We start from the raw sequence: 14602 nt of genomic DNA on the forward strand, positions 1-14602 counted from the left end.
TTTGTGTCATTGCATTGCGTGATGTGTGAAATTGATCGTTTAGTGTGCAGTAAAATGGACGTGACAGGCGAAAAAAAGGAGACCGTGTAGGGCCTCCTTGAGTAAATCCTTATATTTCAGCCAGTCAGTGTGACGGATGGATGTCTAAATCTATTTGCGTTTTTTGGGCTTTTTAGCTGTGGTTGTCTTTTTATCGCTTTGCTTCTTTTTTTTCTTTTTGTGCTCTGCTTTTTTATGTTTTGGCTTCAAACCATCAATGGTTCGCTCTTTGATATCTTCATCCATATAACGGGTGATCCGATCCATCATGGGCTGATCGTGGGCCTCAACCAGCGAAATGGCAGATCCTTTCTTACCCGCGCGTGCTGTGCGACCAATACGGTGTAAATACACATCGGCAGTCCGCGGAAGATCGTAGTTAATCACGTGGGTTATATCAGGCACATCAATGCCGCGAGCGGCCACATCGGTCGCGAGGAGAATACGCACTTTTCCCTCACTAAAACGGCTGATGGCATTATTGCGTTTGGCTTGTTGCATTTCACCTTGAATCCAGGCGCATTCGAGTTGTTGTGACTGCATATACTCGCGAAGTTCCGCCAAGCGTTCACGTGTTTTTATGAAGACAATCGCGCGCGCCGCTTGATCGTTCACAATGGCTTTGAGTAGCGCGCGTTTATGATTGAAGTCGTCACAACGGTAATACCACTGGGTGATTTTTTTGCGTTCACGGCGAGGAGGAGTGACATCGATTAACTCTGGCTCGTCCAAAAGACTGTCAGTGAATCCGCTAACCCCGCGACCTTCAAGTGTTGCTGAAAATAGCATGGTCTGACGACGACGTTGGCACTCATCAGATAGGCGATTGACCGTATTGGCAAAGCCCATATCCAACATGCGATCTGCTTCATCGAGAATAAGGCACTCAACGGCGCGACAATCGAAACGCTCTGCCTCGATGTACTCCATTAAGCGACCTGGGGTCGCGACGACAATATCCTGGGTTTTTCCCAATTGCTCGGCGTGCTCTTGATACGAAATCCCGCCCGTAATGGTGAACACCTTTAGACTTGTGTTTTTGGCTAATGCACGCGCTTCATCAGCGACTTGTATTGCCAGTTCACGCGTGGGGGTCAGAATAAGCACGCGGCCTGGTCCTGGCTTTTGCCGTGGGAAATCTAACAAGTGCTGCAGCATTGGCAGCAAAAAAGCCGTGGTTTTTCCCGTTCCGGTTGGTGCCGACGCGAGGATGTCGCGCCCATCCATACCATGGGGGATGACCTCCGATTGGATAAGCGTTGGGCGCTGATAGCCCATATCGTCGAGTGCACTGAGCAGTTCAGGATCCAGCTCTAGTTCGGCAAAGCTTCGCACAGGGTAATTCTCCAAGGATAGTTAAGCGCGGCATTATAGACGCAAATGGTGTAAATAGGCAGCGCGTCATCACCAATACGGGTTGTCCTACACTGCGATGTTTTGCTTACGGCAATTTGAGATAAAACGCGCGCGTCAAGGCGGCAAACGTTTGGGTGTAGTCGCCATGTTGATCACGCACGGTGATCGTATCAGATCTTAGCGTGCCCGTCGTGGGACTTAAAGTGAACAATAATCGTGATGGCGGTTTATTCGAGCTAGGCTTCACGCGGACATAGCGGCGTAAGTAGAGACCACATTCAGCGGCCTGTTCGATCAACGCCTCGGCTTCTTTGAGGGGTAAAATCAGATCAGCACATCCTGTTGGCGTTAAAAGACGAGCCAAGCAGTGAACTAAATCTTCATGGCTAAGCGTTTGCGTGTGTCTGGCGATCGCACGTTGCTTGTTTTTTGATGAAATACCACTGGTAAAATACGGCGGATTACACACAATGTGAGGCCATAGATGCGGGCTGCGATAGGTGTTGATATCGGTCTGTTGTACCTGAATTTGATCCACAAACCGTGACCTTGCCACATTGTCGTATGCACAGTGAAACGCTGACACGTCATAGTCGACGGCTGTCATTGCCAGGTTAGGAAAACGTTGTGCCAACATAAGGGCTAATAATCCGGTGCCAGTCCCTATATCTAAACTGTGTTGTGCCTGATTCGGTTCGGCCCACGCCCCTAACAGCACCCCGTCGGTACTGACTTTCATGCCACAGTTACTGTGTTCAATCGTGAACTGTTTAAATCGAAATTGACTCACAAGATGCTCAGTGTCTCCGTAGTTTGGTCAGCAAGCCGATAGCATTTTTTGCTTTAATGTGATCAGAGTGTTGCAAGATATCGTTATTGAAAAATGCCAGAGATAATTATTTAGCCAGTTTATTGAGCTGATTGTTATTGCTAAAGCAGAAGATCACAAGGTTTTTTGCCAATGCCTTTACTGTGACAGGGAACTTGTTCATTATTCTGCATTCCGCCTATCGTCTGAAACAAAATATTATAAATCAGCGTTTCAGATGGGCGAAAGATTATTCATTTGCAAACACCCTCTAAAGCTGTAGGTATTCATCGTGACTAAACGTTTAAAATTAGTAGATATTTTAGCGTTAGGTTTTATGACCTTTGCCTTTTTCTTAGGCGCGGGAAATATAATCTTTCCACCACAAGCTGGCATGTTAGCTGGCGACCATTACACCGCCGCCATGATCGGATTTTTGATCACTGCCGTCGGTCTTCCGCTGATTGGTATTATCGCCGTTGCCATCGCAGGAGGGGGCTGGAAAGGGCTCACTCGTGATTTGCCAACCGGTGTCGCGACCCTGATGGCAGTGTTGATTTTTATTATCATTGGCCCGGCTTTTGCGGCGCCTCGTGCCGGATTGGTCGCTTACGAGATTGGTTTTAAGCCTTTTTTGTCATCGCCTGGACAGCTTGAGCTGGGTGCGTTTTCTGTTGTCTTTTTCGCTGCCGCGATGTTTTTCTCTCTTTCGCAAGGAAAACTGATCGACACGATCGGTAAATTCTTGACGCCTTTATTATTTGCGGCATTAGCGATCTTGGCGATCGCGGTGATTGTTAATCCACAAGGTGAGGTGGCCGCCGCGCAAGGAAGTTACGTTGAGAATGCGCTGACGACCGGTTTTCTTGAAGGGTATAACACCATGGATACCTTCGCCGCCTTGATGTTTGGTATGTTGATTGTCGATGTTATCCGCAAAAAAGGTATTGAAGACAACAAAGCGACCTGCATGTATCTGATTTACGCCGGCATTATTGCTGCCGCAGGCTTAGCGTTTGTCTATGTTTCCTTGTTTTATTTAGGCTCAACCGCGAGTGTGGTGGCACAGGGGACACAAAACGGTGGCGAAATCATGGCCGCCTATGTGGATGCGCTGTTTGGTCCGGTTGGACAAATGATCCTTGCCGCCATCATCGGTTTGGCGTGTTTGACCACGGTAATTGGCTTGGTCAGCGCATGTGCAGACTATTTTAGCTCACTGACTTCATGGACATACCGCCGCTGGGTGGTAGTGGTGGCAACCGTCTGTGCCGTGGTTGCCAATGTTGGCCTAAAGCAGTTAATCGCCATTTCCGTTCCGGTGTTGTTCGCTTTATACCCCGTCGCGATTGCCCTGATTGGCTTGACCTTTATTCGTCGCTGGTTGCCGAATCCAGCACTGGGTTATCGTTTAGTGATGGGCGTTGCCTTGGTATTTAGCTTACTCGATGCGGTAAAAGTAATGGGAGTCGATATGAGCACCTTCAACTTCTTGCCATTGTTTGATGTCGGTATGGCGTGGTTACTGCCGACGTTAGTCGCCATGGTGGTGGCCAAGTTTGTTGGCGCCCGAGACTCGGCCTTAGCCGAAGCGTAATCGCCTTGCATTAAGATAAAAAAACCGCGCCAAGTAGCGCGGTTTTTTTATTATGGTAGTGGTAACTCTATCACCGCCTAGGCGATTCAAGCGCTCACGTTTAGCAAGTGTTCAGCGTCGGATTGATTGCACGCAGTGCGCGCTAAAGCATTGCCTGATATTCTACCAGCACTTGCTCGCACCAGGTTTGAATGCGCTCATCACTGAGATCGTATTCGCTGTCTTCATCGAGGGCTAAGCCGACAAACTGTTTACCATCCTCCGTCACCGCCTTGGATGCATCAAAGCGGTAGCCTGCGGTAGGCCAGTAGCCAATAAACTGCGCGCCACAACCTTGCAACTGCTGATGAAGCATGCCCATGGCATCGAGATACCATTCCGCGTAGCCTTCCTGATCCCCTAAACCGAACAGGGCGATGGCTTTATCGTTTAGCTGCAAGCTATCAATATCTTGCCAAACGGCTTCCCAGTCTTCTTGGAGTTCGCCGAAATCCCAGGTGGAAATGCCTAGCAGTAGTAAGTCATAGTCTGCCATCTTGGCGAGCGGCGTTTCTTTAACATTGTGGAGCTCGACCAGATCGTCACCGATAAAATCACGGATTTTTTCCGCGGCCATTTCGGTGTAGCAGGTGGTAGAGCCATAAAAAAGACCGATTTTCATAGCGCGACTCTGTTGTTTATCATGCGGGCAGTTTACCTGTTGAACGGCAATTTGATCCAGCAAGGGCTGGCGACATTTTGTATAATGTTGGCCGTCCCTATCCCGGCAAACCACGTATTTTCCGATTTATAACCAAGCAGGCTGAACGTGAATAAAAACATTGAATTAATCGAACAGTTCCTGGACGCCATGTGGATGGAACGCGGGTTATCCGAGAATACCTTAAATTCCTATCGTGCCGACTTACTCAAGCTTTGTCACTGGCTCGACCGTCGTGCATTGGTGGCAGTGAGTAAGCAAGATTTACAAGATTATCAGTATTGGTTACACGAACAAGGCTACCAGTCCAGCTCTCGCAGCCGAATGGTGTCGGCATTACGTCGGCTTTTTCAATATGTATACCGTCAGAAGTTGCGTCCCGACGATCCGAGTGCGACGCTGATAAGTCCCAAACAACCTAAACGATTGCCAAAAGATCTAACTGAAGCGCAGATCGACGATTTATTAGAGGCACCGAACACGCGCGATCCGTTAGAGTTGCGAGATAAAGCGATGCTAGAGCTACTCTATGCCACCGGGCTACGTGTAACCGAATTAATTGAACTCACCACTGAAACCGTGAGCCTTCGCCAAGGTGTCGTGCGTGTCTCAGGGAAGGGCGATAAAGAGCGGTTAGTACCGATGGGTGAATCGGCGGTGGATTGGCTCGAACAGTATTTAGCTCACAGTCGTCCCGTCTTATTGGGCCAAACCAGCACCGATGTGTTTTTTCCGAGTAAACGCGCGCGGCAAATGACACGACAAACTTTTTGGCATCGAATTAAATATTATGCTCAACTGGCCGGTATTGAGACCGATGATTTATCTCCACACGTCCTTCGACATGCTTTCGCGACCCACCTGCTTAATCATGGTGCGGATTTGCGGGTAGTCCAGATGTTGTTGGGACACAGTGATCTTTCAACGACGCAAATTTATACCCATGTGGCGACGGAGCGTTTGAAACAGCTTCATCAAGCGCATCATCCTCGAGGTTAATCCGCAAATTGGTAATCACTTCATGATAGAAATAAAAAGACGGGCGCCGTCAGTCACGCCAGCATTCAGCGATGCCATTCCTCCGCTCTTACAGCGTTTATATGCGCACCGTGGGCTACAAACAGATAGCGAGCTAAATCGCAGCGCAGCGGGGCTCCATCAATATCAAGCGCTCAAAGGGATCGATACCGCCGTACACTTGCTTGCCGAAGCCTTGGCGGCCCATCGGTCTATTTTAATCGTTGGAGATTTTGATGCTGATGGCGCGACTTCATCGGCGCTATCAGTGAAAGCACTGCGTATGATGGGCGCGACACGCGTAGATTATTTGGTGCCCAATCGCTTTGATGATGGTTATGGCTTGAGCCCAGAGGTGGTTGATCAAGCCGCTGAGCGAGGCGCAGAACTGATTATGACCGTCGATAACGGCGTATCTTCATTAGCAGGTGTTGCCCATGCCAAAGCCCTCGGTATGCACGTATTGGTAACCGATCATCATTTGCCCGGCGATCAACTGCCGAATGCGGATGCGATGGTCAACCCGAATTTAGATGACTGCCACTTTCCCTCTAAAGCGTTAGCAGGGGTCGGGGTCGCGTTTTATTTAATGCTTGCCTTGCGTGCGCACTTGCGTGACCAAGGTTGGTTTACGCAACAAGGTTTGGCTATCCCTAATCTGGCTGAGCTACTCGATTTAGTCGCACTCGGCACGGTGGCGGATGTGGTGGCGCTTGATAGCAACAACCGCATTCTTGTTCATCAAGGGTTACAGCGGATCCGAGCAGGTCGTTGTCGGCCAGGGATTCAAGCCTTGATCGAGGTCGCCAATCGCAATATGGCAACACTGGTCGCCAGTGATTTTGGTTTTGCGTTAGGGCCCAGGATCAATGCGGCAGGACGGTTAGATGACATGGCCTTCGGGGTAGAGCTATTACTGTGCGACAACATCCATGCGGCCAGACGGATGGCGTCCGAGCTGGATGCGTTAAATCAAACGCGTAAAGATATCGAACAAGGTATGAAGCAAGAAGCCGTGGCTTGGTGCGAGCGCTTGATTGCCGAACACTCTGAGCAAGATTTACCGGTGGGACTGGCCTTATTTCAGCGCGATTGGCACCAGGGTGTCATTGGCATTCTCGCGTCGCGCTTAAAAGATCAATTTCATCGTCCGGTGATCGCCTTTGCCGACGGTGGCGAGGGGCTGATCAAAGGATCGGCACGCTCGATTCCCGGCTTACATATGCGTGACACGCTAGATAGGATAGATACGCTCAATCCCGGGTTAATTAAAAAGTTTGGCGGCCATGCCATGGCCGCGGGACTGACCATCGACGAAGCACAGTTTGATACGTTCGCCAAGCAGTTTGATGCGCAGGTGCGCGAGCAGGTCAGTGAGGATGATCTGAAAGGGGTATTATTGAGCGACGGCGCGCTGCAAAGCCATGAGCTGGGGATAGAGACTGCCGAGATCATTCAATCTGGCGGACCTTGGGGACAAGGTTTTCCAGAGCCGCAGTTCGATGGCAACTTTCATGTATTACAGCAAAAGCTGGTGGGAGGAAAACACTTAAAATTGATGGTTGAGCCTGAAGGTGGTGGCACCATGATAGATGCGATCGCATTTAACGTGGATGTGCGTCGCTGGCCGGATCCCAGTGTCAAAACGCTTCACCTCGTTTATCGACTGGATATCAATGAGTTTCGTGGTAATCGCAGTGCTCAGCTGATTGTTTCTTACCTTGAGCCGGCTTAATTGTGCGGCTTTTTCCATCACGCCCTGTTTATTAGCGCGACAATTCGCTAAAATTCGGCGGTTAAATTTCCGCAAATAATGAAGATGCTTGACCATGTTTGAGATTAATCCAATCAAAAATCGCCTCGCGGATATCGCTGAACGCACCGATGTCCTTCGGGGGTATCTTTGACTACGATGCTAAAAAAGAGCGTCTAGAAGAAGTTAATGCCGAATTAGAACAACCCGACGTATGGAATGAACCACAACGTGCCCAAGCGCTGGGTAAAGAGCGTGCTTCACTGGAGGCAGTGGTTGAAACCATCGATCACTTGACCCAAGGGGGCGAAGAGGTCAACGAGCTGTTGATGCTGGCGGTCGAAGAAGACGATCAAGAAACCTTTGATGAAGTTGAGCCTGAGTTGGCTGACCTTGAAGCAAAGCTCACTAAGCTTGAATTCCGTCGTATGTTCTCTGGCGAGCATGATGCATCCGATAGCTATATTGACTTGCAAGCAGGGTCTGGCGGCACAGAAGCGCAAGATTGGACCAACATGATGCTCCGCATGTACCTCCGTTGGGCGGATGCGAAAGGCTTTAAAACCGAAGTTATCGAAGTGTCTGAAGGCGATGTCGCTGGGCTTAAATCGGCGACTGTGCGTATATCGGGCGAATACGCCTACGGATGGTTACGTACGGAGACAGGCGTACATCGCTTAGTGCGTAAGTCGCCGTTTGATTCTGGCGGGCGCCGTCATACCTCATTTGCGTCTGCGTTTGTGTACCCTGAAATTGATGACGACATTGATATCGAGATCAATCCTTCTGATTTACGCATTGATGTTTACCGTGCATCGGGGGCCGGTGGTCAGCACGTTAACACCACAGAATCAGCGGTCCGTATTACGCATATTCCGACCAATACCGTGGTGCAGTGTCAGAACGATCGCTCGCAACACAAAAACAAAGATCAAGCGATGAAACAGCTAAGAGCCAAGCTGTTTGAACTTGAGCTACAAAAGCAAAATGCGGAAAAACAAGCCAACGAAGATGCAAAGTCGGATATTGGTTGGGGCAGTCAAATTCGCTCCTATGTCTTGGATGATTCGCGTATCAAAGACTTGCGTACCGGTGTTGAAAACCGTAATACCCAGACCGTTCTTGATGGCGATTTAGATAAATTTATTGAAGCCAGCCTCAAATCTGGCCTGTAATCACGATTTAATGTAAAGGGTTTTCTATGACTGACCAGTTACCAGACGAAAATAAGCTGATTGCCGAGCGTCGCGCCAAACTGAATCACATTCGTGAAAATTGTAAGGCAAACGGCCATCCTAACGACTTCCGTCGTGAGCATCTTGCCGCAGACCTACAGGCCGAGTTTGGCGATAAAGACAAAGCCGAGCTTGAAACACTTGATCACAAAGTCACGATCGCAGGCCGTATTATGGCCAAGCGCGGGCCATTTATGGTGGTACAAGATGTCTCGGGCCGTGTGCAAGCCTATGCCTCGAAAGACGTACAAAAAGCGCTGAAAGCCGAGTACCAAGGCTTAGATATTGGTGACATTATTGGCGTGCATGGTGCGCTGCATAAGTCGGGCAAAGGCGATCTGTATGTCAACATGGAGCGCTACCAGCTACTGACCAAAGCATTGCGTCCGTTGCCAGAAAAATTCCATGGCTTGGCTGATCAAGAGCTGCGTTATCGCCAACGTTATGTCGACTTGATTGTCAACGAAGAGTCACGTCACGCATTCCAAGTACGTTCAAGTGTGGTGACCGCCATTCGTAACTACATGGTAGAAAAACACTTTATGGAAGTGGAAACACCGATGATGCACGTTATCCCAGGTGGGGCAACAGCACGTCCATTTACCACTCATCATAATGCGTTAGATATCGACATGTATCTACGTGTCGCGCCTGAGCTATACCTCAAGCGTCTCGTTGTCGGTGGTTTCGAGCGTGTGTTTGAAGTGAACCGGAATTTCCGTAACGAAGGTTTATCGCCACGCCATAACCCAGAATTCACCATGATGGAATTCTATATGGCGTACGCGGACTATAACGATCTGATGGATCTCACCGAAGATATGTTATCGCGTGTGGCGCTGGAAGTGATGGGGCAATCTGTAATGCCTTATGGCGAACATGAGATTAATTTTGCTGGGCCTTACCCACGCATTACCATGCTTGATGCGATTAAGCAGTACAACCCTGATCATGCTGAGATTCAAGCGCTGAACGATGAGAATGTGCAAGAGCGAGATCATCTAGCCGCCATTGCGAAATCACTGAATATCAGTGTCGAATCGTTTTGGACGGCTGGCCAGTTACTTGAAGAAATTTTCGGTGAAACGGCGGAGCCACAATTAATTCAGCCGACCTTCATTACCGAATACCCAGCGGATATCTCACCATTGGCTCGTCGCAATGATGACAACCCATTCGTGACTGACCGTTTTGAATTCTTCGTGGGTGGGCGTGAAGTGGCCAATGGCTTCTCGGAGTTGAATGATGCCGAAGATCAAGATGCGCGCTTCAAAGCCCAAGTTGATGCCAAAGATGCAGGTGATGATGAGGCCATGTATTACGATGCCGATTACATTAATGCGCTTGAACATGGCTTGCCGCCAACGGCAGGGCAGGGGATTGGCATTGATCGTCTGGTGATGCTCTTTACCAATACACATACCATTCGCGATGTGATTTTGTTCCCAGCGATGCGCCCTCAACAAGGTAGCTAAAACTGGAAAGACCACCATGGAAGCGGCTCACAGAGCCGCTTTTTTTGTGCCTTATACCCGATATTTAGGTCAAAGATTCAACATTTTGTCGGGTTTATTCATATATTTGACTAAAATAATGCTTATGGTGTCCAGCTGATGTCTCTTTATTGAGACAGATTTAAAATCGGCCATCTTTATAATAAGGCTTTGTTTGGCAAGTAGTATGACAGACTGGATGTAAGGCAGGTGTTATGGGATTTGATGCAGGGAGTGACAAAACCTTAAGCTCACTCGTGGTGGTCGGTGGCGCTTATGAGCCTTGGCTGGCAACCCTTGAGCAAGCTGGCTGGCATTGTCATCGCTGCTATGATTTGCGTGCTGCGCAGTCATTGTTACAAGATATCGGCCCTTGTATTGGTATTGTCGATCTCAGCCATAACGACTTTAGCCTCAATGGTGTCGCTTCGCTAGTTAACCGTAACAAGCAGGTGCGTTGGTTAGCCTTGGTGAGAGAAAATCAGCTTACTAATGAAGCGATCTGCCAGTTTATTGTCAGTTTCTGTATTGACTACTTCACTTCGCCTGTTCCTAATTCGCAACTGATGAGTACCATTGGTCACCAACTCGGTATGCTGCGTCTTGAGCGCCATGTCTGGCCACAACTCGGTGACCACAGTGATATGGGACTAGAGGGAACGAGCCCGGCGATGAAAAAGTTGCGTGATCAAGTACGTCGTGTCGCGCCAACCGATGTGTCTGTGTTAATCGCCGGCGAGAGCGGTACCGGTAAAGAGCTAGTGGCACAAGCGATTCATCATGCATCCACTCGTGCGAAAGCGCCGTTTGAGTCGGTGAAATGCTCGGCGTTAGCCGATGAGTCGATGCAGCATGCGTTGCTGGGCGATGAAAAGATGCCAGGGAAAATCCGCCAGTGTCATAAAAGCACCTTGTTTTTTGATGAAATTGGCGATTTACCTCTGCACTTACAAGGGCACTTACTGCATTTGCTGCAAGAAGGCACCTTAGATATCACCCATGACCAATATAATCGTGATCTCGATGTGCGCGTGATTGCCTCCACCCATATGGATTTAGAGAAGCGTGTCGCCGAAGGATTATTTCGCGAAGACTTGTATTATCGATTGAATGTGCTGCGTATTAATATGCCAGCGCTTAAAGATCGCCAGTCCGATGTGCCTGAGTTAGCAGAGTATTTTTTGCTTAAGTTTGCACGTCAATATAATACGCAAGCGCGAACCTTTTCTGATGAAGCCAAGCGTGTGCTCAGTAGTTATTCGTGGCCGGGTAATGTGCGCGAGCTTATCAACCAGGTGAAGCGCGCGGTATTGCTGGCCGATCATCTGGTGATTGATGCGGAGCACTTAGATTTGCCCCATCAGGGTGATTATAAACAAAGCTTACGTAAAATCCGTGAAGAGTCGGAACGCGATGCGTTAATTGCTGTGCTAGAGGAAAATAAGGGACAAGTATCGGCCGCGGCTAAAGAGCTCGGTGTTTCACGTGCGACCATGTATCGGCTTTTAAATAAACACAATTTGATCCCCGCGCCACGCACGTTTCGTCAATAAACCTTTTGACGCATTCGTATGAAGGTTGATGTACTCAGCCTTGTTTTGAGTGGGGAGCTGGGATCGGAAACAAATAGTCATACAGCCAGTTATAAACAAACGCGTAAATCAGATAAAAAATGACGAGCCCAATATCCATGCGCAAAGCTTGCCAAAAGCTCATCGACAGCCACCACATGATAAAGGGGATAGTGGCGACCAGAAGCCCAGCCTCAAAAAGTAAAGCATGCAACAGACGCAAGGGGAGGGTTTTGATCACCGAGCCCCGCCGCGCTAACATCGCTTTATCAAAGCCAATGTTGTAGACATAATTCCAGAAGGTGGCGAGAACTGAAAAAATCGCCCCCATCACGCCAAGGTGACCGATCCCAGCCCCAAGGATCCAATTGAGCCCCAAGACCACCAAGATCAAGCCCGTTAGTTCAAAACCGATAGCATGGCGCCATCTATCTGCCTGTGTTCTCATCAAGTTGCCGCGTTAGGCTGGATAATACGGCCAGATTACATGAAATGGACGGCAACCCCAAGGGGTTGCCGTGTTGCGATCTAAGGGCAGGGGTTAGGGTAGCGGTTAGCGATCTCATCAATACCGGCAAGCACATCATCACTCAGTGTCAGATCCAAGCTGTCGAGATTGCTCTCTAGCTGTTTGAGTGTGGTGGCGCCAATAATGTTAGAGGCGACAAAGGGACGCGTATTCACAAACGCCAGCGCCATTTGCGCCGGATCAAGACCATGACGCTGAGCCAGATCGACGTATTCTTGTGTGGCCTTTTGCCCTGATTCAGTAAAATAACGGGCGAAGCGTTGATGCAGTGTACAGCGTGCGCCTTTTGGACGTGCACCTTGCAAATATTTACCGCTCAGTGCGCCAAAGGCAAGCGGTGAGTAAGCCAATAACTCCACCCCTTCTTGGTGGCTGATCTCAGAGAGCCCCACCTCAAACGTCCGGTTAAGCAGGTTATACGGATTCTGAATAGAGACAATACGTGTGAGGCTGTGCTTCTCTGCCAGATGCAAATAGCGCATCACGCCCCAAGGGGTTTCATTAGAAACGCCGATATAACGGATTTTTCCCGCTTGTACTAGCTCGTTCAGTGCATCCAAGGTATCCAAAATCGTCACCCCAGAATGCTCGTCTTGATAAGGATAATTGAGCTTACCAAAACAGTTATTATGCCGTTGCGGCCAATGGACTTGATACAAATCGATATAGTCGGTTTTCAGTCGCGTCAGACTATCTTCAACGGCTTGATGCACATGACGTCGGTTGAGCGACATGTTGTCACGGATGTAAGGAACATTGCGCGGGCCAGCCACTTTAGTGGCGAGGATCACACGATCGCGCTTTCCCGACTTTTCCAGCCAGTTACCGATATATTGCTCGGTTAAACCTTGTGTAGGTTGGCTTGGGGGGACGGGGTACATCTCTGCGGTGTCGATAAAATTAACACCGCGCTCAAAAGCAAGATCGAGCTGAGCATGCGCGTCGGCTTCACTATTTTGCTCACCAAATGTCATTGTGCCAAGACACACTTTACTCACGTCTAGCGAGGAATGGGGCAAACGGTGGTATTGCATCCTGTCTCCTTGTCTGCAATCGACCTATGGCAGTCCATAGTAGAGAATTTTGCCTTTAATCGAAAGCGGTTTAACCGCACCGCTCGGCTTGACAGGTGTGCAAACTTTAACCATTACTTGTATGGGTGACGCCATGAATTGCCGGGCGATGGGGTGTATTGGGTCAGGTAGCAACAGGCGCCAAAGAAAGCGACAAGAGGAAAGTCAAATGAACTATGCACAACTCAAGGCGTGGATGCGCGCGGATCCCCAGTCATGTCCGCAATGCTACATCATGGCTCATGCGGGAGGCGCCAAGTATTCGGTAGAAGTCGAAATCAAGAAGCAGCTCGAGCCGTTACGTTCCGATCAAACCGGCGAGGTGATGCAGTTTGATCATGTGGGACAAGTGGGGGATAAGCTCAAGGCGCTTGGTATTGAACAGGGCGTGTTACGCTTAATGGATCCCTATGATGAGTTCGCGACCGGTGGGGAGCCTGGGTGTCGAGAAGACATGCCGATTCGATTTTAAGGCGCTATTATTGCGGATCGAGGAAGTAACGGCTCAGGATCTGGTGGGTAAATTGTGTCCGTAAATAAAACCCACGTGGTAGCGTTCGAATTGGCTCGCCATGAGATCCAAAGGCGTCGGTGAGTACGCTGCCATTAGCAGCCTTGGGCCGCAATTGTAAGTATTGGCCTTGACGTGCCGTGATTTCGGTCACGCGTCCCAATGCCACCCAATCCATTAATTCTTCCCAGTCGGCGCGTAAGCATGCGTCTTCTTCTGAGCTAGGAGACCACAGCAGGGGGGTCCCTATCCGTCGCTTCGCCACGGGAATATCACGCTCGCCTTCCACGGGGACCCATAACACGCGTGATAGTTTTTGTCTTACATGGCTGGTTTCCCAACGTACCCCCGCAATCCCAGTGAGTGGTGCGACACAGACAAAGGTTGTTTCTAGAGGCTTACCGTTTTGGTTGACGGGAATGGTTTTTAGCTCAATCCCCAAATGCGCGAAGTCTTGTTCAGGCTTACTCCCCGCATTGGCACCTAAACAGGTCTCGAGTAACATACCGATCCAGCCTTTTTCCCGAGAGAGTGTTTCCGGACAGCTTATCGCTTGTGACTGGCTCACTTCACCCAGCGTCAGACCTGCAAGCTCTAGTGCTCGGTCCATCAGTATCTGTTCAGACTCAGGAGGATGTATCACAGTGGCTCGATCCTGTTTATGGGCATAACGGTCGTGCATTATCGAGAACTGTCATCGGTGCTGCAAGTGGATCCTTGGAGAGAAAATGTCATGACTGTCCTTTAGTTATCCACATGGGCCTCATTTTATGCGCGTAAAATGAGGCACATGATCATATATACAGTAATAAAAATCAGAGAAAAATGGATAAAAGAGCTAATCTGTCGTTTTTTTGAGCTATCGATGTGGATAATTCACTAACTGGTGGATCTTTGAGCGATCTGTGCGTATTTAATGA

General features: G+C 49.2%; 13 protein-coding genes. 7 read left to right on the forward strand and 6 right to left on the reverse strand.

Annotation, left to right across the window (positions count from 1 at the left end; all coding sequences use genetic code 11):
- Window positions 1-150 precede the first annotated feature (150 nt).
- Both srmB and BZG80_RS11410 read right to left on the reverse strand, forming a co-directional pair.
- Window positions 151-1374: an ATP-dependent RNA helicase SrmB gene (gene srmB / locus BZG80_RS11405; protein WP_021023327.1), complete on the reverse strand. Its 1224-nt coding sequence runs from the start codon at window positions 1372-1374 to the stop codon at window positions 151-153.
- A 106-nt stretch (window positions 1375-1480) separates the two neighbouring features.
- Window positions 1481-2185 carry a tRNA1(Val) (adenine(37)-N6)-methyltransferase gene (locus BZG80_RS11410; RefSeq protein WP_241824097.1) on the reverse strand — a complete coding sequence of 235 codons (705 nt, stop codon included), beginning with the start codon at window positions 2183-2185 and terminating at the stop codon, window positions 1481-1483.
- 310 nt (window positions 2186-2495) lie between these two features.
- Here BZG80_RS11410 and brnQ point away from each other — a divergent pair, with 310 nt between their 5' ends.
- Window positions 2496-3800 (forward strand): branched-chain amino acid transport system II carrier protein, encoded by a 1305-nt coding sequence (gene brnQ / locus BZG80_RS11415; protein ID WP_021023325.1) that lies wholly within the window; start codon window positions 2496-2498, stop codon window positions 3798-3800.
- Between the two features lie 142 nt (window positions 3801-3942).
- On the opposite strand, the gene fldB is transcribed toward brnQ, so the two are convergent.
- Window positions 3943-4461, reverse strand: coding sequence for a flavodoxin FldB (fldB, locus tag BZG80_RS11420; protein WP_025744416.1), 519 nt, complete (start codon window positions 4459-4461; stop codon window positions 3943-3945).
- Window positions 4462-4650: 189 nt separating this feature from the next.
- Here fldB and xerD point away from each other — a divergent pair, with 189 nt between their 5' ends.
- The 5 genes from xerD (at window position 4651) to BZG80_RS11445 (ending at window position 11551) form a co-directional block, all read left to right on the forward strand.
- Window positions 4651-5499, forward strand: a complete 849-nt coding sequence (gene xerD, locus BZG80_RS11425) for a site-specific tyrosine recombinase XerD (protein ID WP_217706594.1) — start codon at window positions 4651-4653, stop codon at window positions 5497-5499.
- 22 nt (window positions 5500-5521) lie between these two features.
- Complete coding sequence (gene recJ, locus BZG80_RS11430) at window positions 5522-7252, forward strand: single-stranded-DNA-specific exonuclease RecJ (protein ID WP_077679379.1); 1731 nt, start codon at window positions 5522-5524, stop codon at window positions 7250-7252.
- Between the two features lie 94 nt (window positions 7253-7346).
- Window positions 7347-8445, forward strand: a protein-coding gene (gene prfB / locus BZG80_RS11435) for a peptide chain release factor 2 (RefSeq protein WP_108744121.1) whose coding sequence is annotated in 2 segments (ribosomal slippage) — window positions 7347-7421 and window positions 7423-8445 — 1098 coding nt in all. Because the reading frame shifts where the segments join, the coding sequence is not laid out codon by codon here.
- A gap of 26 nt (window positions 8446-8471) precedes the next feature.
- The gene (gene lysS / locus BZG80_RS11440; protein WP_077646814.1) at window positions 8472-9980 is read left to right on the forward strand and encodes a lysine--tRNA ligase; all 1509 of its coding nucleotides are present in this window, start codon (window positions 8472-8474) and stop codon (window positions 9978-9980) included.
- Window positions 9981-10213: 233 nt separating this feature from the next.
- The gene (locus tag BZG80_RS11445) at window positions 10214-11551 is read left to right on the forward strand and encodes a sigma-54-dependent transcriptional regulator (protein WP_077576786.1); all 1338 of its coding nucleotides are present in this window, start codon (window positions 10214-10216) and stop codon (window positions 11549-11551) included.
- Between the two features lie 34 nt (window positions 11552-11585).
- On the opposite strand, the gene BZG80_RS11450 is transcribed toward BZG80_RS11445, so the two are convergent.
- Both BZG80_RS11450 and BZG80_RS11455 read right to left on the reverse strand, forming a co-directional pair.
- Window positions 11586-12017 (reverse strand): PACE efflux transporter, encoded by a 432-nt coding sequence (locus tag BZG80_RS11450; protein ID WP_077679380.1) that lies wholly within the window; start codon window positions 12015-12017, stop codon window positions 11586-11588.
- Between the two features lie 80 nt (window positions 12018-12097).
- On the reverse strand, window positions 12098-13132 hold the full coding sequence (locus BZG80_RS11455; RefSeq protein ID WP_077646817.1) for an NADP(H)-dependent aldo-keto reductase: 1035 nt from the start codon (window positions 13130-13132) through the stop codon (window positions 12098-12100).
- Window positions 13133-13340: 208 nt separating this feature from the next.
- Here BZG80_RS11455 and BZG80_RS11460 point away from each other — a divergent pair, with 208 nt between their 5' ends.
- Window positions 13341-13643 (forward strand): DUF6482 family protein, encoded by a 303-nt coding sequence (locus tag BZG80_RS11460; RefSeq protein WP_077461734.1) that lies wholly within the window; start codon window positions 13341-13343, stop codon window positions 13641-13643.
- Window positions 13644-13650: 7 nt separating this feature from the next.
- On the opposite strand, the gene mutH is transcribed toward BZG80_RS11460, so the two are convergent.
- Entirely contained in the window at window positions 13651-14364 is a 714-nt protein-coding gene (gene mutH, locus BZG80_RS11465) for a DNA mismatch repair endonuclease MutH (RefSeq protein ID WP_198532944.1), read from the reverse strand.
- Window positions 14365-14602 lie beyond the last annotated feature (238 nt).

The sequence above is a fragment of the Salinivibrio sp. MA440 genome, from assembly GCF_001996265.1.
In the GTDB taxonomy this organism is placed as follows: Bacteria; Pseudomonadota; Gammaproteobacteria; order Enterobacterales; family Vibrionaceae; genus Salinivibrio; species Salinivibrio costicola.

Bases quoted from the DNA above. Each gene is read 5' to 3' on its own strand.
- mutH (WP_198532944.1), bottom strand. From the start codon at position 14,364: ATGCACGACCGTTATGCCCATAAACAGGATCGAGCCACTGTGATACAT.
- BZG80_RS11450 (WP_077679380.1), bottom strand. From the start codon at position 12,017: ATGAGAACACAGGCAGATAGATGGCGCCATGCTATCGGTTTTGAACTA.
- fldB (WP_025744416.1), bottom strand. From the start codon at position 4,461: ATGAAAATCGGTCTTTTTTATGGCTCTACCACCTGCTACACCGAAATG.
- BZG80_RS11460 (WP_077461734.1), top strand. From the start codon at position 13,341: ATGAACTATGCACAACTCAAGGCGTGGATGCGCGCGGATCCCCAGTCA.
- recJ (WP_077679379.1), top strand. From the start codon at position 5,522: ATGATAGAAATAAAAAGACGGGCGCCGTCAGTCACGCCAGCATTCAGC.
- lysS (WP_077646814.1), top strand. From the start codon at position 8,472: ATGACTGACCAGTTACCAGACGAAAATAAGCTGATTGCCGAGCGTCGC.
- BZG80_RS11455 (WP_077646817.1), bottom strand. From the start codon at position 13,132: ATGCAATACCACCGTTTGCCCCATTCCTCGCTAGACGTGAGTAAAGTG.
- BZG80_RS11445 (WP_077576786.1), top strand. From the start codon at position 10,214: ATGGGATTTGATGCAGGGAGTGACAAAACCTTAAGCTCACTCGTGGTG.
- xerD (WP_217706594.1), top strand. From the start codon at position 4,651: ATGTGGATGGAACGCGGGTTATCCGAGAATACCTTAAATTCCTATCGT.